Annotated in this window: 19 protein-coding genes and 1 pseudogene; 13 read left to right on the top strand and 7 right to left on the bottom strand. The window is 72.7% G+C overall.

Translation table 11 applies throughout. From position 1 onward, the window contains the following. Positions 1 to 34: 34 nt before the first annotated feature. Entirely contained in the window at positions 35 to 1,756 is a 1,722-nt protein-coding gene (locus AB0A94_RS36905) for a BCCT family transporter (RefSeq protein WP_361751181.1), read from the top strand. Positions 1,757 to 1,968: 212 nt separating this feature from the next. Here the strand turns inward: AB0A94_RS36905 and AB0A94_RS36900 are convergent, their stop codons facing one another. Beyond that, positions 1,969 to 2,928: an FAD-dependent oxidoreductase gene (locus AB0A94_RS36900; protein ID WP_361751179.1), complete on the bottom strand. Its 960-nt coding sequence runs from the start codon at positions 2,926 to 2,928 to the stop codon at positions 1,969 to 1,971. Positions 2,929 to 2,994: 66 nt separating this feature from the next. On the opposite strand from AB0A94_RS36900, the gene AB0A94_RS36895 reads away from it, so the two are divergent. Further along, the gene (locus AB0A94_RS36895; protein WP_361751177.1) at positions 2,995 to 4,017 is read left to right on the top strand and encodes an oxidoreductase; all 1,023 of its coding nucleotides are present in this window, start codon (positions 2,995 to 2,997) and stop codon (positions 4,015 to 4,017) included. A gap of 49 nt (positions 4,018 to 4,066) precedes the next feature. Beyond that, on the top strand, positions 4,067 to 5,713 hold the full coding sequence (locus tag AB0A94_RS36890; RefSeq protein WP_361751175.1) for an ABC-F family ATP-binding cassette domain-containing protein: 1,647 nt from the start codon (positions 4,067 to 4,069) through the stop codon (positions 5,711 to 5,713). Between the two features lie 128 nt (positions 5,714 to 5,841). Here AB0A94_RS36890 and AB0A94_RS36885 read toward each other — a convergent pair whose 3' ends face one another. Beyond that, on the bottom strand, positions 5,842 to 8,193 hold the full coding sequence (locus AB0A94_RS36885; protein WP_361751173.1) for a Tex family protein: 2,352 nt from the start codon (positions 8,191 to 8,193) through the stop codon (positions 5,842 to 5,844). A gap of 105 nt (positions 8,194 to 8,298) precedes the next feature. Continuing rightward, the gene (locus tag AB0A94_RS36880) at positions 8,299 to 8,430 is read right to left on the bottom strand and encodes an LPFR motif small protein (RefSeq protein WP_271321520.1); all 132 of its coding nucleotides are present in this window, start codon (positions 8,428 to 8,430) and stop codon (positions 8,299 to 8,301) included. A gap of 135 nt (positions 8,431 to 8,565) precedes the next feature. On the opposite strand from AB0A94_RS36880, the gene AB0A94_RS36875 reads away from it, so the two are divergent. Together AB0A94_RS36875 and AB0A94_RS36870 are read left to right on the top strand one after the other, a co-directional pair. Continuing rightward, entirely contained in the window at positions 8,566 to 9,534 is a 969-nt protein-coding gene (locus AB0A94_RS36875; RefSeq protein WP_361751171.1) for a GlxA family transcriptional regulator, read from the top strand. Between the two features lie 10 nt (positions 9,535 to 9,544). Then, positions 9,545 to 10,180, top strand: a complete 636-nt coding sequence (locus tag AB0A94_RS36870) for a DJ-1/PfpI family protein (RefSeq protein WP_361751169.1) — start codon at positions 9,545 to 9,547, stop codon at positions 10,178 to 10,180. Here AB0A94_RS36870 and AB0A94_RS36865 read toward each other — a convergent pair. Next, positions 10,167 to 10,922, bottom strand: coding sequence for an enoyl-CoA hydratase/isomerase family protein (locus AB0A94_RS36865; protein WP_361751167.1), 756 nt, complete (start codon positions 10,920 to 10,922; stop codon positions 10,167 to 10,169). The genes AB0A94_RS36870 and AB0A94_RS36865 overlap by 14 nt on opposite strands. A gap of 109 nt (positions 10,923 to 11,031) precedes the next feature. Here AB0A94_RS36865 and AB0A94_RS36860 point away from each other — a divergent pair, with 109 nt between their 5' ends. Together AB0A94_RS36860 and AB0A94_RS36855 are read left to right on the top strand one after the other, a co-directional pair. Further along, a complete protein-coding gene (locus AB0A94_RS36860) occupies positions 11,032 to 11,688 on the top strand; it encodes a DUF308 domain-containing protein (RefSeq protein WP_361751165.1) in 657 nt (218 codons plus the stop codon). A 138-nt stretch (positions 11,689 to 11,826) separates the two neighbouring features. Continuing rightward, entirely contained in the window at positions 11,827 to 12,288 is a 462-nt protein-coding gene (locus tag AB0A94_RS36855; protein WP_361751163.1) for an ATP-binding protein, read from the top strand. Position 12,289: 1 nt separating this feature from the next. Here the strand turns inward: AB0A94_RS36855 and idi are convergent, their stop codons facing one another. The 3 genes from idi to galE form a co-directional block, all read right to left on the bottom strand. Next, positions 12,290 to 12,883: an isopentenyl-diphosphate Delta-isomerase gene (gene idi / locus AB0A94_RS36850; RefSeq protein ID WP_361751161.1), complete on the bottom strand. Its 594-nt coding sequence runs from the start codon at positions 12,881 to 12,883 to the stop codon at positions 12,290 to 12,292. Between the two features lie 158 nt (positions 12,884 to 13,041). Then, on the bottom strand, positions 13,042 to 13,980 hold the full coding sequence (locus tag AB0A94_RS36845; RefSeq protein WP_361751159.1) for a cation diffusion facilitator family transporter: 939 nt from the start codon (positions 13,978 to 13,980) through the stop codon (positions 13,042 to 13,044). A gap of 146 nt (positions 13,981 to 14,126) precedes the next feature. Continuing rightward, a complete protein-coding gene (gene galE / locus AB0A94_RS36840) occupies positions 14,127 to 15,098 on the bottom strand; it encodes a UDP-glucose 4-epimerase GalE (RefSeq protein WP_361751157.1) in 972 nt (323 codons plus the stop codon). 287 nt (positions 15,099 to 15,385) lie between these two features. Here galE and AB0A94_RS36835 point away from each other — a divergent pair, with 287 nt between their 5' ends. The 6 genes and pseudogenes from AB0A94_RS36835 to AB0A94_RS36810 form a co-directional block, all read left to right on the top strand. Next, entirely contained in the window at positions 15,386 to 17,197 is a 1,812-nt protein-coding gene (locus AB0A94_RS36835) for a DUF5941 domain-containing protein (protein WP_361751155.1), read from the top strand. Further along, complete coding sequence (locus tag AB0A94_RS36830; RefSeq protein ID WP_361751154.1) at positions 17,194 to 17,946, top strand: phosphocholine cytidylyltransferase family protein; 753 nt, start codon at positions 17,194 to 17,196, stop codon at positions 17,944 to 17,946. The genes AB0A94_RS36835 and AB0A94_RS36830 overlap by 4 nt, the downstream gene beginning before the upstream one ends. After that, positions 17,934 to 18,995: an iron-containing alcohol dehydrogenase family protein gene (locus tag AB0A94_RS36825; RefSeq protein ID WP_361751152.1), complete on the top strand. Its 1,062-nt coding sequence runs from the start codon at positions 17,934 to 17,936 to the stop codon at positions 18,993 to 18,995. Before AB0A94_RS36830 ends, AB0A94_RS36825 begins: the two co-directional genes overlap by 13 nt. Continuing rightward, positions 18,973 to 19,752, top strand: coding sequence for a CDP-alcohol phosphatidyltransferase family protein (locus AB0A94_RS36820; RefSeq protein WP_361751150.1), 780 nt, complete (start codon positions 18,973 to 18,975; stop codon positions 19,750 to 19,752). Before AB0A94_RS36825 ends, AB0A94_RS36820 begins: the two co-directional genes overlap by 23 nt. Positions 19,753 to 19,760: 8 nt before the next feature. Continuing rightward, the gene (locus AB0A94_RS36815) at positions 19,761 to 20,633 is read left to right on the top strand and encodes a glycosyltransferase (protein ID WP_217130699.1); all 873 of its coding nucleotides are present in this window, start codon (positions 19,761 to 19,763) and stop codon (positions 20,631 to 20,633) included. 99 nt (positions 20,634 to 20,732) lie between these two features. Beyond that, a pseudogene (locus AB0A94_RS36810) lies at positions 20,733 to 20,929 on the top strand (ABC transporter permease); the annotation flags it as partial.

Here is a 20,929-nt window from a genome sequence, read left to right as displayed (position 1 = left end):
CTCCGCCCAATGGCTCTGAGGGAAGGTGCCGCCTGTGACGCACGACCAGCACGGCGACAAGGACGACACGGCGGGCCCGCTCCCGGGTTCGGAAGCGGGCCTGCCGGGCCGGGAGCGTCCGCGGACCGACCGGGTGGTGTTCGGCGTCACGGCCGTACTCACCCTCGCGTTCGTGCTGTGGGGCGCCGTCGCGACGGACTCGCTCGAGGACGCGTCCGGCACCCTGCTCGGCGGGCTGATGCACAACGGCGGCTGGGCGTTCATGCTGGCCGCCTCCGGCTTCGTCGTCTTCGCCCTCTGGCTCGCGGCCGGCCGCTACGGCCGGATCCACCTCGGCGCCGAGGGCGAGGAGCCGGAGTTCCGCACGGTGTCGTGGATCGCCATGATGTTCAGCGCCGGCATGGGCATCGGCCTGATGTTCTGGGGCGTGAGCGAACCGCTCGCGCACTACACGACGCCCCCGCCGGGCACCAGCCCGGCCGACTCGGGCGACCGCATGGAGACGGCCATGGCGACCACCCTCTTCCACTGGACGCTCCACCCGTGGGCGATCTACGCGGTGGTCGGCCTCGCCATCGCCTACAGCACCTTCCGCAGGCGCCGTCGGCAGACCATCAGCGCCGTGTTCACCCCGCTCATCGGGGAGAAGCACGCGGGCGGCGTCGGCGGCCGGGTCATCGACGTGCTCGCCATCATCGCGACGGTCTTCGGCTCCGCGGCCTCGCTCGGCCTCGGCGCGCTGCAGATCGGCTCCGGTGTGGAGAAGCTCGACTGGATGGACAAGATCGGCACCGGGCTGCTGGTCGGCATCATCGCGGCGCTGACCCTGGCGTTCGTGGCCTCCGCGGTCTCCGGCGTGGAGAAGGGCATCCAGTGGCTGTCCAACACCAACATGGTGCTGGCCCTGATCCTCGCCGTGTTCGTGTTCGCCGCGGGCCCGACCATCCTCGTCCTGGACCTGCTGCCGACCTCGGTCTTCGCCTACCTCGGCGACCTGCCCGAGCTGGCCGGCCGCACCGAGATCAGCGGAGGCGAGGGCGTCGCCGACTGGCTGGGCAGCTGGACCGTCTTCTACTGGGCCTGGTGGATCTCCTGGACGCCCTTCGTCGGCATGTTCATCGCCCGGATCAGCCGGGGCCGGACCATCCGCCAGTTCATCGGCGGAGTCATCCTCGTGCCCAGCACGGTCAGCCTGGTCTGGTTCGCGGTCTTCGGTGGCTCGGCGATGAAGCTTCAGGAGCAGAACCGGCTCGGCGACGAGACGACCCCCGAGGGCCGACTCTTCGCCGTGCTGCAGGAGTACCCCGTCGCCACCCTCACCAGCCTGCTGGTGATGGTCCTCGTCGGCATCTTCTTCGTCTCGGGCGCCGACGCGGCCTCCATCGTGATGGGCACCCTCTCGCAGAAGGGCGCGCTCGAGCCCAGCCGCTGGGTGGTGGTGTTCTGGGGCGTGGTCACCGGCGGGGTGGCGGCGATCATGCTGCTGGTCGGCAGCGGGCAGGGTGACGCGCTGACCGGCCTGCAGAACCTCACGATCCTCGCGGCGGCCCCGTTCGTCGTCGTGATGGTCTTCATGTGCGTGGCACTCATGCGCGACTTGCGCCGCGATCCGCTCATCGTGCGGGGCGAGATGGGCTCCGAGGCGGTGGAACTCGCCGTCATCGAGGGCCACAGGAAATACGACGGCGAATTCGAGATCCGGGTGGGCCCGGGCCGCGGCCCGGACGTGGAGGGCGACCCCATCGGCAAACACTGACCCCCATACCGTACCGAGGCCACCCCTTGCCGCACCGCGGGCAGCCGTCCTGAGACCCTCCCTCGGCCAGCCGCAGGCGGTAGTGCCGAGGCCCTCCCTTGCCGCACCGCGGGCAGTGGTGCCGCAGGGCGGCACGGGTGGGCGCTGGGGGCGCCCCCTCCGGGGGAGGCACCTTGCGAACGCCAGTCGGCCCAGCCCGGCCCCGCCCCGGTTCAGCGGGCGGCGAGCACCGCCGCCTCCTCCGCACAACCCCACGCCACCGTGACCCCCGCACCCCCGTGACCGTAGTTGTGCACCAGCACCCGCCCGCCCGGCAGCGGCACACGCTCCAGACGCACCGCGTCCCGAACCGGCCGCAACCCCACCCGGTGCTCCAGGACACGCGCCCCCGCGACAGCCGGGCACAGCACCGCGCACCGCCGCACGATCGCCTCGGCCACCCCCGGATCCGGCTCCGGGGACCACGCGTCCTCCTCCGCCGTACCCCCCAGCACCAGCCGCCGCCCCGGCTGCGGGAAGAGGTACGCCATCGAACCGTCCGCCCCCGTGGACACCGTCCACGTACGGACCCCCGGGTTCTCCACGACCACCAGCTGCCCCCGCACCGGCCGCACCGAGGGATCCGGTACCAGCTCCCGCGCCCCCAGCCCGGAGCAGTTGACCACGACCGGCACACCACCGGTCTCCGACAGGTCCGCCACCGTACGGACGTCGACGACACCTCCCGCCGCCAGGAACCGCTCCCGCAGCCACGGCAGGTGAACCGGCATGTCGATGAGCGGCAGCCGCGCCCACACCCCCGCTCCGAGGGGATACTCCCCGGCCGTCGCCACGCGCAGCCCCGGCAGCCGCGCCGCGGCCCACGCGCCGACCTCGTCGAGCCCCGTCTCGCCCAGTACCCCTTCGACCATCCGTACGCCCGTGGCCTCCGGCCGCGCCGCCAGCTCCTCGTACACCTCCAGCGAGCGCAGCGCCCACGCGCGCACCGGCACCACCGGCTCGATCCGGTACGGCCACCACAGCGCGCCCGCGACCGCCGAAGTGGTCCGTTCGACCGGGTCGCGCGTCCACAGCCGTACCCGTACGCCGCGCTCGGCGAGCACCACGGCCGTCGTCAGCCCGACGACCCCGCCGCCGACCACCAGGACATCGCGGTCCAGTTCGGTTCCCATCGGTGGACCGTAGCGGAATATGTCATGCCGTGCTCAGGTCCGTTCCCCGGTGGGAATACTCACGGCATGTCTGCCGAGTACGCGACCTTCGGCCTGGCACCGGCGACGAGAGCCGGTGGACTCCTCGCCAACGGTGACTACCAAGTCCACCGGGACTTCGTCGACTTCGTCGTCGACGGCTGCCCGCTGCTCTTCCGCCTCTCCGACCTGGACGCCGTCTCCCCGCTCGCCTCCGACGTCCCGCCCTCCCTCTTCACCGCCCAGATCCACAGCCTGCTGCTGGAGACCGAGGCGCCGCTGCCCGCCGGCCGGTACATCGTCTACGGCTGCCCCGAGTGCGAGGACCTCGCCTGCGGCGCGGTGACCGCGGTCATCGAACGGGACGGCGAGGACGTCATCTGGCGCGACTTCGCCTGGCAGACCGACGAGCACGCCGACCTGGACCTCAACGGCTACCACGGCATAGGCCCGTTCCGCTTCCGCGGCACCGAGTACCGTACGGCCCTCACCGCCCTTCTCGACGGCGAGGCCCCCGGTGCCCGCCGCCGCGTCCTGCTGATCGGCGCCCGGGTCGCCCTGCTCGCCAAGCTCGCCGCGGCCCTGCGCACCATCGGCATCGGCGCCGACATCGCCCACGACGCCGACGGCGTCCCCGCCGACGAACTGCGCGGCTACGGCGCCGTGGTCTTCGGCCGGTCGGTGGGCGACGGCGAACGCGACGCCGTCCGCCGCGCCTTCGCCGGCGCCGGCGTCGACGTGCCCTGCGTCGACGGCTTCGCCCCGGTCGTCCCCCTCCTCGTCGCCCAGACCGAACAGGCCCTGGAGCGCGGCCCGCGGGACCGGAGCCGCCTCACGGAACTCACCGCCACCGGCGACGCGGCGGAGCTGGAGGTCACCTCGTCCTGCCGGGTCCGGCTCACCGCGTACCGGATCGACCGCCTCTCCCGCACCCACGTCCAGGACCTCTTCGACGGCGTACTCGAACCCGGCCGCCACCGGGTCCCGCTGGACGGCAGGGCGGTGAAGGGCGAGGCGTACCTCGTCGCGCGCACCGGCGGGACGGTACGGGTGACGGAGGTGGGGCGGTGAGAACCGGGGGCGCGACCGGCCGCGCCCGGCCGTTAGGATCGGCGGTCTGATGACTGCCACCCTCGTCGCCAAGAACCTCGCCGCCGGGCACGGCGACCGCTCCTTGTTCACCGGTCTCGACCTCGTCGTCGCACCCGGCGACGTGATCGGCCTGGTCGGTGCCAACGGCGCGGGCAAGTCCACGCTGCTGCGCCTGCTCGCCGGCCTCACCGCACCGGAACAGGGCGAGCTGCGCCTCTCCCCGCCCACCGCGACCGTCGGGCACCTCCCGCAGGAGCCGGAGCGCCGGCCCGGCGAGAGCGTACGGGCGTTCCTGGCCCGCCGCACCGGCGTCGCCGAGGCCCAGCGGGCGATGGACGAGGCGACCCAGGCCCTGGTCGACGGCGCGCCGGGCGCGGACGACGCGTACGCCACCAGCCTGGAGCGCTGGCTGTCCCTGGGCGGCGCCGACCTCGACGAGCGCGCCGAGGAGGTCGCCGACTCCCTCGGCCTGGCCGTCGGCCTGGACCAGCCGATGACCTCACTCTCCGGCGGGCAGGCGGCCCGCGCCGGACTCGCCTCCCTCCTCCTCTCCCGCTACGACGTCTTCCTCCTCGACGAGCCGACCAACGACCTCGACCTGGACGGCCTGGAACGCCTCGAACGCTTCGTGACCGGCCTGCGCGCGGGCACGGTCGTCGTCAGCCACGACCGCGAGTTCCTCACCCGCACGGTCACCAAGGTCCTCGAACTCGACCTGGCCCAGCGGCAGATCAACCTCTACGGCGGTGGCTACGAGGCCTACCTGGAGGAGCGGGACGTGGCCCGCCGGCACGCCCGCGACGAGTACGAGGAGTACGCCGACAAGAAGGCCGCGCTCCAGGACCGGGCGCAGACGCAGCGGGCCTGGATGGACAAGGGCGTGAAGAACGCGCGCCGCAAGGCGGGCAACGACAACGACAAGATCGGCCGCAAGTTCCGCAGCGAGGCCAGCGAGAAGCAGGCCGCGAAGGCGCGTCAGACGCAGCGCATGATCGAACGTCTGGAGGTGGTCGAGGAGCCGCGCAAGGAGTGGGAGCTGCGCATGGAGATCGCGTCGGCGCCCCGCTCCGGCGCGGTGGTGGCGACGCTGCGGGACGCCGAGGTACGGCGCGGCGACTTCACCCTCGGCCCGGTGTCCCTGCAGATCGACTGGGCGGACCGGGTGGCCGTCACGGGCGCCAACGGCGCGGGCAAGTCCACGCTCCTCGGCGCCCTGCTGGGCCGCGTCCCGCTCGACGCCGGACACGCCGCCCTGGGCTCGGGCGTACTCCTCGGCGAGGTCGACCAGGCCCGCGCGCTGTTCCACGGCCCCGAAGCCCTGCTCGACGCGTTCCGCCCGGCGGTCCCCGACCTGGAACCGGCCGACATCCGCACGCTGCTGGCCAAGTTCGGCCTCAAGGCGGACCACGTCATGCGCCCGGCGGTCACCCTCTCCCCGGGCGAACGCACGAGGGCCGCCCTGGCCCTCCTCCAGGGCAGGGGCGTCAACCTCCTGGTCCTCGACGAGCCGACCAACCACCTGGACCTGCCGGCCATCGAACAACTCGAATCAGCCCTCAACACCTACCAGGGCACCCTCCTCCTGATCACCCACGACCGCCGCATGCTCGACGCGGTGAAGGTGACCAGACGCCTGGAGGTCACGAACGGCAAGGTGACGGAGGCCCCTGCCTGACTGCGGGCTGCCGCCCCGCCCGCCCCCTCCGCGGGCAATCGTGCCGCAGGGCGGCACGGGTGGGCGCGGGCGGCACCCGGCAAGCACCGGCCCGCGCACCCACCCCCGCCCAGCCAAAACGCCGGCGCCTACGCCAGCCCGGCCCGCCGCAACGCGTCAGCCATCGCCCCGTTAGCCGGAGCGGGCGCAGCCGCAGAGCGCCCCTTCCCCCCGGAACCGGACCGCCCCTGCTGCCGCTGCTTCGGCGGCCGACCCCCCTGCCGCTCCCCGCGCTGCCCCCGCTGCTCCCCCTGAGGCGCGGCCTCGTCGTCCAGCCGCAACGTCAGCGAGATCCGCTTTCGCGGGATGTCCACATCAAGCACCTTCACCTTGACGATGTCCCCCGGCTTCACCACGTCCCGCGGATCCTTGACGAACGTCTTCGACATCGCCGACACGTGCACCAGCCCGTCCTGGTGCACACCGACGTCCACGAACGCCCCGAACGCGGCCACGTTCGTGACGACACCCTCCAGCACCATCCCGGAGGCCAGGTCGGAGATCTTCTCCACCCCCTCCTTGAAGACGGCGGTCCTGAACGCCGGCCGCGGGTCCCGACCCGGCTTCTCCAGCTCCTTCAGGATGTCGCTCACGGTCGGCAGACCGAACGTCTCGTCCACGAAGTCCTCCGGCCGCAGCGACCGCAGCACCGCCGTGTTCCCGATCAGCGCGGCGACCTCCGCGCCGGAGGACTTCACCATCCGCCGCACCACCGGGTACGCCTCCGGGTGCACGCTCGACGCGTCCAGCGGATCGTCACCGCCGCGGATCCGCAGGAAGCCCGCACACTGCTCGTACGCCTTCGGGCCGAGCCGCGCCACCTTCTTCAGCTCGCCGCGCGACCGGAACGGCCCGTTGGAGTCCCGGTGCGCCACGATGTTCTCGGCGAGCCCGGAGGTGATGCCGGAGACCCGCGCGAGCAGCGGCGCCGACGCGGTGTTGACGTCCACGCCCACGCCGTTCACACAGTCCTCCACGACCGCGTCCAGCGAACGCGACAGCTTCACCTCGGACAGGTCGTGCTGGTACTGGCCGACCCCGATCGACTTCGGGTCGATCTTCACCAGCTCGGCCAGCGGGTCCTGGAGCCGGCGCGCGATCGACACCGCGCCGCGCAGCGACACGTCCATGTCGGGCAGCTCCTGGGAGGCGAAGGCGGAGGCCGAGTACACGGAGGCGCCCGCCTCGGACACCATCACCTTGGTCAGCTTCAGCTCGGGGTGCCTGGTGATGAGTTCACCGGCGAGCTTGTCGGTCTCGCGGGACGCCGTACCGTTGCCGATCGCGACCAGCTCGACCGCGTGCTCCTTCGCCAGCCGCGCCAGCTTCGCGATCGCCTCGTCCCACCGGTTGGCCGGGACGTGCGGATGGATGACGTCCGTGGCGACGACCTTGCCGGTCGCGTCCACCACGGCGACCTTCACACCCGTACGGAAACCGGGGTCGAGGCCGAGCGTCGCGCGCGTACCGGCCGGGGCGGCGAGCAGCAGGTCGCGCAGGTTCGCCGCGAAGACCCGCACCGCCTCGTCCTCGGCCGCCGTACGCAGCCGCAGCCGCAGGTCGATGCCGAGGTGCACCAGGATGCGGGTGCGCCAGGCCCACCGCACCGTGTCGCCCAGCCACTTGTCAGCCGGACGCCCCCGGTCGGCGATCCCGAACCGGTTCGCGACGATCCCCTCGTACGACGACGGGCCGTCCACCGGCTCCTCGGGCTCCAGGACGAGGTCGAGGACCTCCTCCTTCTCGCCGCGCAGCATCGCCAGGATCCGGTGCGAGGGCAGCTCCGTGAACGGCTCGGCGAAGTCGAAGTAGTCGGAGAACTTAGCGCCCGCCTCCTCCTTGCCGTCGCGCACCTTCGCGGCCAGCCTCCCGCGCACCCACATGCGCTCGCGCAGCTCGCCGATCAGGTCGGCGTCCTCCGAGAACCGCTCGGTGAGGATGGCCCGCGCACCGTCCAGGGCGGCCTGCGGATCGGCGACACCCTTCTCCGCGTCCACGAACGCGGCGGCCGCGGCGAGGGGCTCGACGCCCGGATCACCGAGCAGCCCCTCCGCCAGCGGCTCGAGCCCCGCCTCGCGGGCGATCTGCGCCTTGGTGCGCCGCTTGGGCTTGTACGGCAGATAGACGTCCTCCAGGCGCGCCTTGGTCTCCGCGCCCCGGATCCGCGCCTCGAGCTCGTCCGTCAGCTTGCCCTGCTCGCGCACCGACTCCAGGATCGCCGTCCGGCGCTCCTCCAGCTCCCGCAGATAGCGCAGCCGCTCCTCGAGCGTGCGCAGCTGCGCGTCGTCGAGCATCTCGGTCGCTTCCTTGCGGTAGCGGGCGATGAAGGGCACCGTCGAACCGCCGTCGAGCAGTTCGACGGCAGCCCTGACCTGCCGCTCCCGTACGCCGAGCTCTTCGGCGATCCTGCCTTCGATGGACCCTGCGAGGGGTGTCGTCACGTTCCCGTACCGCCTTCTCCACTGAGGTTGCGCGGCAATTGTGGCAGGTGGCGCCGACAATCGGGGATCAGGGCGGCGACTCGCCCGGGGACCGCGCGGGCGGCGTCAGGCGCGACGGCCGCGGGTGGCGGACGAGGCCCCGCCGAACAGCCGGGCGAGCGCCCGGAACGGCAGTGTCACGACGGTGGCGACGGCACCGCCGATCTGGCGCAGGACATCTGCGATGGCACGGAACACGTGTTTCCCCTTTCGTCTCCCGGCCTCCCCGGCCGGGAATGACGCGGGTACCTCGTCGACGCTTCAACATGCATGGCAGGAAAGGTGGGGAACCCGTCGTTGCAGCCACCACGGGCATCGCGAAGAATCGTCCGCATGGCGCAGCGAACCGTTCTCGTCGTCCTCTTCGACCAGGTGCAGAGCCTCGACGTCACCGGTCCCGTGGAGGTCTTCGCGGGCGCCGAGCAGCACACCCCGGGGACGTACCGGCTGCGCACCGCCTCCCTGGACGGCGCTCCGGTACGCACGACCAGCGGACTGACCGTCGTACCGGACGGAGCGCTGGCCGACGCGCCGGAACCGCACACGCTGCTCGTGCCCGGCGGCCGGGGCACCCGCCGGCCCGACCCGCGGCTGACCGACTGGCTGCGGCGGCACGGACCGCGCGCCGAGCGGCTGGTCTCCGTCTGCACGGGAGCGGCCCTGCTCGCCGGGGCCGGACTGCTGGACGGTCGCCGCGCCACCACGCACTGGGCCTACTGCGACACGCTGGCCCGGAACCACCCGGCCGTCGAGGTCGACCCGGACCCCATCTACGTCCGGGACGGCCACGTCGCCACCTCCGCCGGCGTCACCTCGGGCATCGACCTCGCGCTCGCCCTGGTCGAGGAGGACCTCGGCCGCCAGGCCGCGCTCACGGTGGCCCGGCACCTGGTGGTGTTCCTGCGCAGGCCCGGGAACCAGGCCCAGTTCAGCGCCCAGCTCGCCGCCCAGACCGCACGGCGCGAGCCGCTGCGCGAGGTGCAGCAGTGGATCACCGAGCACCCGGACGCGGAGCTGACCGTCGAGGCGCTCGCCGCCCGCGCGGCCCTCTCGCCGCGCCACTTCGCCCGCGCCTTCCGCGCCGAGACCGGCATGACGCCGGGCCGCTACGTCGACCGCGTACGCCTCGAACACGCCCGGCGGCTGCTGGAGGACACCGGTGACGGCGTCGAGGAGATCTCCCGCGCCAGCGGCTACGGCACCGCCGAGGCGATGCGGCGCGCCTTCGTCCGCACCCTCGGGGCGTCACCGGCGGAGTACCGCCGCCGCTTCCGGCCCGCCCCCGCACCCGCCCACACCTGAAAGGCCGCCGATGCAGATCGCCATCGTCCTCTTCGACCGCTTCACCGCCCTCGACGCGGTGGGCCCCTACGAGACCCTCGGCCGGCTCCCGGACGCGGAGACCGTGTTCGTCGCCGAGCGGACCGGTCCCGTGCGCACCGACACCGGCACGCTCGCGATCACCGCGGACCGTACCCTGGCCGAGGTGCCGCACCCGGACGTCGTCGTCGTCCCCGGCGGCCCCGGACAGACTCCCCAGATGGAGAACGAGGTGCTGCTGGACTGGCTGCGCGCCGCCGACGCGTCCAGCACCTGGACGACCTCCGTGTGCACCGGATCCCTGCTGCTGGCCGCGGCCGGGCTCCTCCGGGGACGCCGGGCCACCTCCCACTGGCTCGCGCTCGACCACCTGAAGCGGTACGGCGCCGAGCCGACCGGGGAGCGGGTGGTGACCGACGGCAAGTACGTCACCGCGGCCGGTGTCTCCTCCGGCATCGACATGGGGCTCACCCTGCTCGGCCGGATCGCCGGCGACGAACACGCCCAAGCCGTCCAGCTGCTCACCGAGTACGACCCGCAGCCGCCCTACGACGCCGGCTCCCCGCACAAGGCGCCCGCGCACCTCGTCGAGGAGTTCCGGGCGAAGAGCCGCTTCATCCTGACGTAGAGACGCTCCAGGTGAAGCGCGGCGTCCGGCGCTCCAGGAACGCGGCGACGCCCTCCGCGGTGTCGCCGCTCTCCCGGGCCCGCTCACCCCAGTACGCGTCCCGGTCGGTGCGGCCGTCCGCGAACTCCTTCGCCGCCGCCTGCGTCAGCCGCGACCGGGACGCCAGGATCCGGGTGAACCCGGCCACCCGCCCGTCCAGTTCGCCCTCGGGCAGCACCTCGTCCACCAGACCGGTGCGCAGCGCCCGCCCGGCCTCGATCAACTCGCCGGAGAACAGGAGGTACTTGGCGGTGGCCGGGCCGACCAGGGAGACCAGCCGCCGGGTCGCGGAGGCCGGGTAGACGATGCCGAGCTTGGCCGGGGTCACCCCGAACCGCGCCCCCTCCTCGGCGAACCGCAGATCACAGGCCGCCGCCAGCTGTGCCCCGCCGCCCACGCAGTGCCCGCGGACCGCCGCCAGCGTCGGCTTGGGGAAGGCGGCGAGCGCCTCCTCCGCCGCCACGGCCAGCCGCTGCGCCCGAAGCGGAGACCCCCGGAGCGTGGAGATGTCGGCACCGGCGCAGAACGTCCCGCCCTCACCGGTGAGCACCAGCACCCGTACGTCCGGGTCGGCCGCCAGCGTTTCCAGCAGCGGCGGCAGGGAACCCCACATCGCGGCCGTCATGGCGTTGCGCTTCGCGGGATTGCGGATGACGACCGTGGCGACGTGCTCGGTGACGCCGTGCAGCAGCTGGGGCTCCATGCGCCGGATGCTATCCGCCCGGGCCGGCGCCCCGGCCGGCAGGGACTCCACCCGGCGGGCGGCGGACGGCGGAGACCGGGAGAGGGGAAACGGGAGCGAGGAGGCAGCCATGGCCAAGTCCACCAAGTCCCAGGGCGAGGTCGCGAAACTGAGCCGCGGCTTCGGCTGGCTCACCGTGCTCGGCGTGGTCCTGGTCGTCGCGGGCCTGGTCGGCCTGGTCTACACCGGCCTCGCCACCCTGACCTCGATGCTGCTGTTCGGCTGGCTGCTGCTGATCGGCGGCCTGGTCGGACTGCTGCACGCCGTCCAGGCGCGGCACACCAACTTCTTCTGGCTCGGCGTGGTCGTCGCGGCCCTGAACATCGCGGCCGGCGTGGTCGTCCTGAGGACACCGGAGGCCGCGGCCGAAGCGCTCACCATGTTCGCCGCGCTGCTGTTCCTCACCGGCGGGGTGTTCCGCCTCGTCGGCAGCCTGGTGGTGCGCGGGCCGCAGTTCGGCTGGACGCTGGTGCAGGGCGCCTTCGGGCTGCTCCTCGGCGTCCTGGTGCTGGCCACCTGGCCCAGCAGCAGCCAGTACGTCATCGGTACGTTCTTCTCCCTCTCCCTGCTCTTCGACGGGCTCGGCCTGATCGCCACCGGCTACGGCGGACGCCGGATCGTCGGCATGGTCTCCGACCGGCTGGCCGGCGAGGGGACCGCGGGGGCGCCGGAGAAGGGGCCGCACGGCGGCGATGACCGGGCCGCCGAACCCGTACAACCCGAATAGTTCGCCGATCCGGCACAGGGCGGACCGGAACGGTCCCACAGGCGAACTTGTCATGCGCGGGCGGTCGAGAACGCTCGATATCCGCTGACTTCTGTTCAGGGTCGAGGTGCGGAGCCGGTCGGTGCCAACACTCGACGTGTGGTGACAATCGAGCGTGAGAGCGGCGATCCGCTGCCGTACGAAGGTGTCTGGCGGTTCACCGCCCCGGCCGTCGACGCCTCGGTCCCGCAGGCCCGCCACGCCGTGCGGGACCTGCTGCTGCGCCAAGGGGTGCCGGTCGCGGACGACGTCGTGCAGGGACTGCTGCTGATCGTCTCCGAGCTGGTCACCAACGCCGTACGGCACGCGGCGCTGCTGTCCCCGACGCTCGCCGTCGAGGTCGCCGTCGGCGCCGAGTGGATCCGGGTGTCCGTGGAGGACGACCACCCCTACCGGCCCACCGCCCTGGAGACCGACCACGGCCGCACCGGCGGCCGCGGACTGCTCCTGGTACGGGAGATCACCCGCGAGGCGGGCGGGGCGTGCGACGTCGAGCACACCGCCACCGGCGGCAAGGTGATCTGGGCCGTCCTGCCGCTCAAGCCCACGCGGGCCGTCTAGGTCACCAGCCCGCCGACGGTCCGGTCAGTTCGCGCACCGCCGGGCGGGCCGCGTCCAGGACGGTCGGGAACCAGGCCGAGAAGGTGTCCCGCGCGTGCCGCTCCGCCAGCTCCGCCGGAGTCACGAACGCCGTGGACGCCACCTCCCGCGGATCCGGCCGCGGCGGCGACTGCACCATGCCGACGAAGAGGTGGTTGTACTCCTGCTCCACCAGGCCCGAGGCCGGGTCCGGGTGGTTGTAGCGGACCGTGCCGGCCTCGGCGAGCAGCGACGGGGACACGCCCAGCTCCTCGAAGGTCCGCCGGGCCGCCGCCGCGAACGGCGCCTCACCGGGGTAGGGGTGACCGCAGCAGGTGTTGGACCACACGCCGGGGGAGTGGTACTTGCCCAGCGCCCGCTGCTGCAGCAGCAGCCGCCCGTGCTCGTCGAACAGGAACACCGAGAACGCCCGGTGCAGCAGCCCCGGCGGCTGATGGGCGGCGAGCTTCTCCGCCGTGCCGGTCGTCACACCGTCCTCGTCGACCAGTTCCAGCAAAATCGGCTCGGCGGCGCCGTTCGACGGGCTGTCCGTCGCGGTGGCAGGTGTGATCGGCATACCCATCCTTCACTCGGTCTTCGCGCCCCAAGTCTGCCGCACGAATCCGGCACCCCCGGCACTCCCCGACGCGCCCGCATGTCCCCAGGGCGCCCGCACGGGGGCGGAAGGCCGCGTTCCCCGGCGCATTGACGCGCGACGGCGCGTGCGGACCGGTCCTAGTGGCAGAGGCGCGCCTCGTGCTCCGCGTGCCCGCCGGGCTCCAGCTGGAAGGTGCAGTGCTCCACGTCGAAGTGGGCGCCCAGGCAGTTCTGCAGCTCGTGCAGCATCTTCTCGTGTCCGATGCTGTTCAGGACGTCGGAGCTGACGACCACGTGCGCGGAGAGCACCGGCATCCCCGAGGTGATCGTCCAGGCGTGCAGGTCGTGCACGTCCTCCACGCCGTCCGTGGCCAGGATGTGCGCCCGTACCTGCCGCATGTCGACGCCCTCGGGCGCGGCCTCCAGCAGCACGTCCAGGGTCTCGCGCAGCAGCTTCCACGTCCGCGGCACGATCATCACCGCGATCACCAGGGAGGCGATCGGGTCGGCGGCCGTCCAGCCGGTGGCCAGGATCACCAGCGCGGACACGATCACCGTGACCGAGCCGAGCGCGTCCGCCGCCACCTCCAGGAAGGCGCCGCGCACGTTCAGGCTCTCCTTCTGCCCGCGCATCAGCAGCATGAGCGACACCAGGTTGGCGACCAGGCCGATCGCGCCGAACACCACCGCCAGGCCGCCCTTGGTGTCGGCCGGGGTGACGAACCGCTCGATCGCCTCGTACAGCACGTAACCGCCGACGCCGAGCAGCAGCAGACAGTTGGCCAGCGCGGCCAGGATCTCCGCGCGGGCCAGCCCGAAGGTGCGGCGCTCGCTCGGCGGGCGGCTCGCGAAGTGGATCGCGAGCAGCGCCATGCCCAGGCCCAGGGCGTCCGTCGCCATGTGGGCCGCGTCCGCGACCAGGGCGAGCGAGTCGGCCAGTACGCCGCCGACGATCTGGACCACCATGACACCGAGCGTGATCGCCAGCGCCACCCGCAGTCTGCCGCGGTACGCCGCACTCGCGGTACCGCCGGCGGGCGCGCCGTGCGCATGCCCGTGACCGTGTCCAGCCCCCATCGAAAGATCCCTTCCCGTGTCCCCGTCCGGATCACAGTGAACTACGGGGAGGGGGTATCCGCAACGCGGCACTGAACATCGTTGTCATGTGCCCTGACCTGCGTAAACGATCCGCAGGTCAGGTGGTGGCCGACTCCGCTCGCGGCTCAGCCGCCGTGGTGCAGCCGCCACCCCCGCCACGCCGACTCGATCATCTCGGGCACCGAGCGCCGGGCGGTCCAGTCGAGCCGCTCGGCCGCGAGGGCGGCCGACGCCACCGCGCGGGGCGCGTCGCCGGGGCGGCGACCCTCGACGAGCGGGGCCCGGGTGTCGCCGGTGACCTCGCCGATGACCGTGATCAGCTCGCGCACCGAGACGCCCTCGCCGCGGCCGATGTTCACCGTCAGGTCTCCCGTGAGCTTCCCCTCGGACAGCTTGCGGGTCGCCGCCAGATGCGCCTCCGCCAGATCGGCCACGTGGATGTAGTCACGGACGCACGTGCCGTCCGGCGTCGGATAGTCGTCGCCGAAGACGCGCGGGGCCTCGTCACGGGTGAGCCGGTCGAAGACCATCGGCACGATGTTGAAGACACCGGTGTCGGCCAGCTCCGGCGCCGCCGCCCCCGCCACGTTGAAGTAGCGCAGGCACACCGTGTCGATGCCGTGCGCCCGGCCCGCCGCCCGGACCAGCCACTCACCGGCGAGCTTGGTCTCGCCGTAGGGGTTCACCGGGGCGCAGGGGGTGTCCTCCGTGATGAGGTCCACACCGGGGTCGCCGTACACGGCCGCGGACGAGGAGAAGACGAAGCGCTCGATCCCGGCGTCGGCGACGGCGTCCAGGAGGGTCGCGAGGCCGCCCACGTTCTCCCGGTAGTACCGGGTCGGCTGCGCCACGGACTCGCCGGCCTGCTTGCGCGCGGCGAGGTGCACCACACCCGTCACCCCGTGCTCCGCGCACACCCGCCTCAGCAACGCGCCGTCCAGCGACGAGCCCTTGACCAGCGGGACGTCGGCGGGCAGCCGCGCCGGCACCCCGGCCGAGAGGTCGTCCAGCGCCACGACCCGTTCCCCGGCACCGGTCATGGCCCGCGCCACGTGTGCCCCGATGTAACCGGCCCCGCCGGTGATCAGCCATGTCATGGTCGCCCACCCTATGCCGAGCGGACGCGGCGGTCCCCGATGTGCTGATCCGGGCTACATGTCCGTTCTGGTGGAGCGGTTTGTGGGTCGAGCCCCGCATCACCGATGATGATCGCGGCAGAGGCGCGCGGGCCAACCATGCCGGTCCAATCGTCGAACGGGCGGTGAACGCGGGCTTCCGGGCATCCGATAACCTCTGCCGACATGCCGCCCGGGGGTCCGCACGGGCACCTCAATCGTGTACATGACCGGCGTCGACGCGTCGGCACCCAGGGAGTGAGATTCGGTTGTCGACCGCCATCCTGACCGGTCAGCCGGTCCCCGGTTCGTCACTCGAGGGCGATCTGCGCTCCCTCGGATTCGACGTGCGGATCGCGTCCGGCACCGCGGAGGCCGGGACCCTGCTCGCCGGGGTGCCCGCCGGACAGCGGGTCGCCGTGGTCGACGCCCGCTTCGTGGGTCATGTGCACGCGCTGCGCCTCGGCCTCACCGACCCCCGCTTCCCGCTCTCCGCGATCCCCGGCGCCGTCACCGCCCGGCCGGCCGGCCGCCAGGCCCTGATCCGCGCGATGGCCCGCGAGGACTCCGCGGAGCCGGCCGGCGGCACCACCCTGGTCGACAGCCTCGCCGACCGCGTCGTCGCGGCCCTCGACGCCGACGGCGCCGACGTGCACCGCCCCGAGCTCGGCAGCCTCGTCGCCACCGTCCCCGGCGACCCCCAGACCCGCAACGAGGCCCGGCAGGCCGTCGCCGCCGTCGACGACGAGGCCGTACGCCTGAAGTCGGCCGTCAAGGCCCGCGACGGCTTCTTCACCACCTACTTCGTCAGCCCGTACTCGCGCTACATCGCCCGCTGGTGCGCCCGCCGCGGACTGACCCCCAACCAGGTCACCACCGCCTCCCTGCTCACCGCGCTCATAGCCGCCGCCTGCGCCGCCACCGGCACCCGCGGCGGCTTCGTCGCCGCCGGCGCACTGCTCATCGCCTCCTTCGTGCTGGACTGCACCGACGGCCAGCTCGCCCGCTACTCCCTGCAGTACTCCACCCTCGGCGCCTGGCTCGACGCCACCTTCGACCGCGCCAAGGAGTACGCGTACTACGCCGGCCTCGCGCTCGGCGCGGCCCGCGGCGGTGACGACGTGTGGGCCCTCGCGCTCGGCGCGATGGTGCTGCAGACCTGCCGGCACGTGGTCGACTTCTCCTTCAACGAGGCCAACCACGACGCCACCGCCAACACGAGCCCCACCGCAGCCCTCTCCGACAAGCTCGACAGCGTCGGCTGGACGGTCTGGCTGCGCCGCATGATCGTCCTGCCCATCGGCGAACGCTGGGCGATGATCGCCGTCCTCACGGCCGTCACCACCCCCCGGATCACCTTCTACGCCCTGCTCGTCGGCTGCGCCTTCGCCGCGACGTACACCACGGCGGGCCGGGTCCTGCGCTCGCTGACCCGCAAGGCGAAGCGGACCGACCGGGCGGCACAGGCGCTGGCGGACCTCGCCGACTCCGGCCCGCTCGCCCAGGCGCTCGCCGGCCCGCTGAAGAACCCCGCGCGGCGCCTGCCCGGCTTCACCGCCCCCGCCGTCGCCCTGCTCGGCGGTCTCGCCGTCGTCACCACGGCCCTGCTCACCGGCTTCGGCGGTCCCTGGACGGCCGTCGCCGCCTGCGGCTACGTCCTGACCTCCGCCCTCGCCGTCGCCCGCCCCCTCAAGGGCGCCCTCGACTGGCTGGTCCCGCCGTTCCTCCGCGCCGCCGAGTACGGCACCGTCCTGGCACTGGCGGCCGACGCGGACGTGAACGGAGCCCTTCCGGCGGCCTACGGGCTGGTGGCCGCGGTCGCCTACCATCACTACGACACGGTCTACCGCATCCGCGGCAACGCGGGCGCGTCCCCGCGCTGGCTGGTGCGGGCGATCGGGGGGCACGAGGGCCGCACCCTGGTGGTCGCCGTCCTGGCGGCACTGCTCACCGCCTCGCAGTTCACGGTCGCGCTCACGGTCCTCGCCGTGGCCGTGGCCCTGGTGGTGCTCGTCGAGAGCATCCGCTTCTGGGTGTCCGCAGGGGCGCCCGCCGTACACGATGAAGGAGAAACCGCATGATCGGCCTCGTGCTGGCGGCCGGCGCCGGACGGCGTCTGCGCCCCTACACCGACAGCCTTCCCAAGGCGCTGGTGCCGGTGGGGCCCGCGGGCATAGAGGGCGAACCGACGGTCCTGGACCTCACCCTCGGCAACTTCGCCGAGATCGGTCTGACCGAGGTCGCGGTCATCGTCGGCTACCGCAAGGAGGCCGTGTACGAGCGCAAGGCGGCCCTGGAGGCGAAGTACGGCCTCAAGCTCACCCTCATCGACAACGACAAGGCCGAGGAGTGGAACAACGCCTACTCCCTGTGGTGCGGCCGTGACGCCCTCAAGGACGGCGTGATCCTCGCCAACGGCGACACCGTGCACCCGGTCTCCGTCGAGAAGACGCTGCTCGCCGCCCGCGGCGACGGCAAGAGGATCATCCTCGCCCTGGACACGGTCAAGCAGCTCGCCGACGAGGAGATGAAGGTCGTCGTCGACCCCGCCAAGGGGATGACGAGGATCACCAAGCTGATGGACCCGGCGGAGGCGACCGGCGAGTACATCGGCGTCACCCTGATCGAGGGCGACGCCGCCCCCGAACTGGCCGACGCCCTGAAGACCGTGTGGGAGACCGACCCGCAGCAGTTCTACGAGCACGGCTACCAGGAGCTGGTGAACCGCGGCTTCCGGATCGACGTGGCGCCGATCGGCGACGTCGAGTGGGTGGAGATCGACAACCACGACGACCTCGCCCGCGGACGGGAGATCGCGTGCCAGTACTGACCCGGCTCATCCCCTCGCCGGTCGTCGTGGACATCCGCCCGGGTGCCCTCGACGACCTGGCCTGCGTCCTCGCCGACGAGCGCATCTCGCAGTCGGGCCGGCTCGCCATCGCCGTCAGCGGCGGTTCGGGCGCCCGGCTGCGCGAGCGGCTCGCGCCCTCGCTGCCCGGCGCCGACTGGTACGAGGTCGGCGGCGGCACCATCGACGACGCGGTCCGGCTGGCCGGCGAGATAAAGGCCGGCCACTACGACGCGGTCGTGGGCCTCGGCGGGGGCAAGATCATCGACTGCGCCAAGTTCGCGTCGGCACGCGTCGGCCTGCCCCTGGTCGCCGTCGCCACCAACCTCGCGCACGACGGCCTCTGCTCGCCGGTCGCGACCCTCGACAACGACGCGGGCCGCGGCTCGTACGGCGTACCGAACCCGATCGCGGTCGTCATCGACCTCAACGTCATCCGCGAGGCACCGGTCCGTTTCGTGCGGTCCGGCATCGGCGACGCCATCTCCAACATCTCCGCGGTCGCCGACTGGGAACTGGCCCACCGCGTCAACGGGGAGAAGATCGACGGGCTGGCCGCCGCCATGGCCCGGCAGGCCGGCGAGGCGGTGCTGCGGCACCCGGGCGGGGTCGGCGACGACGGCTTCCTCCAGGTGCTGGCCGAGGCGCTGGTCCTCACCGGCATCGCCATGTCCGTGTCGGGCGACTCCCGCCCCTCCTCCGGCGCCTGCCACGAGATCAACCACGCCTTCGACCTGCTCTACCCCAAGCGGGCCGCCGCCCACGGCGAGCAGTGCGGACTGGGCGCCGCCTTCGCGATGTACCTGCGCGGCGCCCACGAGGAGTCGGCCCACATGGCCGAGGTGCTGCGCCGGCACGGACTTCCGGTGCTGCCGGAGGAGATCGGATTCACGCCGGACGAGTTCGTCCGGGCCGTCGAGTTCGCCCCGGAGACCCGCCCCGGACGCTTCACCATCCTCGAACATCTCGACCTGAAGACCGAACAGATCAAGGACGTCTACGCCGACTATGTCAAGGCCATCAGTAGCTGAACTCCGTCCGGTCGTGCACCCCCCGGGGGTTAAGGACCGGCGCAGCGGTGAGCACTGGATGGGGCGCCTCTACATGCGCGAGGTGTCCCTGCGGGTGGACCGCTACCTGGTGAACACCAGGGTCACGCCCAACCAGCTCACGTACCTGATGACCGTCTTCGGCGTCCTCGCGGCCCCGGCGCTGCTGGTGCCGGGGATCACGGGGGCCGTCCTCGGCGTGGTCGCCGTCCAGCTGTACCTGCTGCTGGACTGCGTCGACGGCGAGATCGCCCGCTGGCGGAAGCAGTACTCGCTCGGCGGGGTCTACCTGGACCGGGTCGGCGCCTACCTCACCGACGCGGCCGTCCTGGTCGGCCTCGGCCTGCGCGCCGCCGACCTGTGGGGCCCCGGCCGGATCGACTGGCTCTGGGCCTTCCTCGGCACCCTGGCCGCCCTCGGCGCGGTCCTGATCAAGGCCGAGACCGACCTCGTCGGCGTCGCCCGCCACCAGAACGGGCTGCCGCCGGTGAAGGAGGCCGCCTCCGAGATGCGCTCCTCCGGCATGGCGCTGGCCCGCCGGGCCGCCGCCGCGTTCAAGTTCCACCGCCTCATCCTCGGCATCGAGGCGTCCCTGCTGATCCTGGTCCTCGCGATCGCGGACGCGGTCCAGGGCGGCCTGTTCTTCACCCGCCTGGGCACCGCCGTCCTCGCCGGCATCGCCCTGCTGCAGACCCTGCTGCACCTGGTGTCCGTCCTCGCCTCCAGCAGGCTGAAGTGAGCGCCGGCATGAAGGTCGGCGCGGTGATCATCACCATGGGCAACCGCCCCGACGAACTGCGCGCCCTGCTGGACTCGGTCGCCAAGCAGGACGGCGACCCCGTCCAGGTCGTGGTCGTCGGCAACGGCTCGCCCGTCCCCGAGGTCCCCGAGGGCGTCCGCACCGTCGAACTGCCGGAGAACCTCGGCATACCCGGCGGCCGCAACGTCGGCATCGAGGCCTTCGGCCCCGGCGGCACCGACGTCGACATCCTGCTGTTCCTCGACGACGACGGCCTGCTCGCCGGCCACGACACCGCCGAGCTGTGCCGCGAGGCCTTCGCGGCCGACCCGGCGCTCGGCATCATCAGCTTCCGCATCGCCGACCCGGAGACCGGGGTCACCCAGCGCCGCCACGTGCCCCGGCTGCGCGCCTCCGACCCGATGCGCTCCTCCCGCGTGACCACCTTCCTCGGCGGCGCCAACGCCGTACGCACCAAGGTCCTCGCCGAGGTCGGGGGGCTGCCGGACGAGTTCTTCTACGCCCATGAGGAGACCGACCTGGCCTGGCGGGCCCTCGACGCCGGCTGGCTGATCGACTACCGGTCCGACATGGTGCTGTACCACCCGACCACCGCCCCCTCGCGGCACGCGGTCTACCACCGCATGGTCGCCCGCAACCGGGTCTGGCTGGCCCGCCGCAACCTTCCCGCGCTCCTGGTCCCGGTCTACCTGGGCGTCTGGATGCTCCTCACCCTCCTGCGCCGGCCCTCGCGCCCCGCGCTGAAGGCGTGGTTCGGCGGATTCCGGGAGGGCTGGGCCACCCCCTGCGGACCCCGCCGGCCCATGAAGTGGCGTACGGTGTGGCGGCTGACCCGACTGGGCCGGCCCCCCGTCATCTGACAAGCTCGTATCCGGGAACATCGGGGCCGTACCCAGGCTCCCCGGCTCATGCCAGGCCCCCCGCGGGCCGCGCATCTCGAGGACGAAAGTTTTCCACCAGTGAGTGAGACCACGCACGACGGCACGGTCGCGGTCACCGCGGCCGTGCCGCCCGACGAGGGCCTGACGGCGGACCGGCTCGCCGCCAAGTACGGGCTGTCCGTCAGCGGCGCCCGGCCGTCCCTGGGCGAGTACGTCCGTCAGCTCTGGGACCGGCGGCACTTCATCCTCGCCTTCTCCCGGGCGAAGCTGACCGC

This window comes from Streptomyces sp. NPDC044984 (assembly GCF_040646935.1).
Taxonomy (GTDB): Bacteria; Actinomycetota; Actinomycetes; order Streptomycetales; family Streptomycetaceae; genus Streptomyces.
The sequence above is the reverse complement of the archived record's forward strand: the minus strand, read 5'-3'. Positions and strand labels throughout refer to the sequence as shown.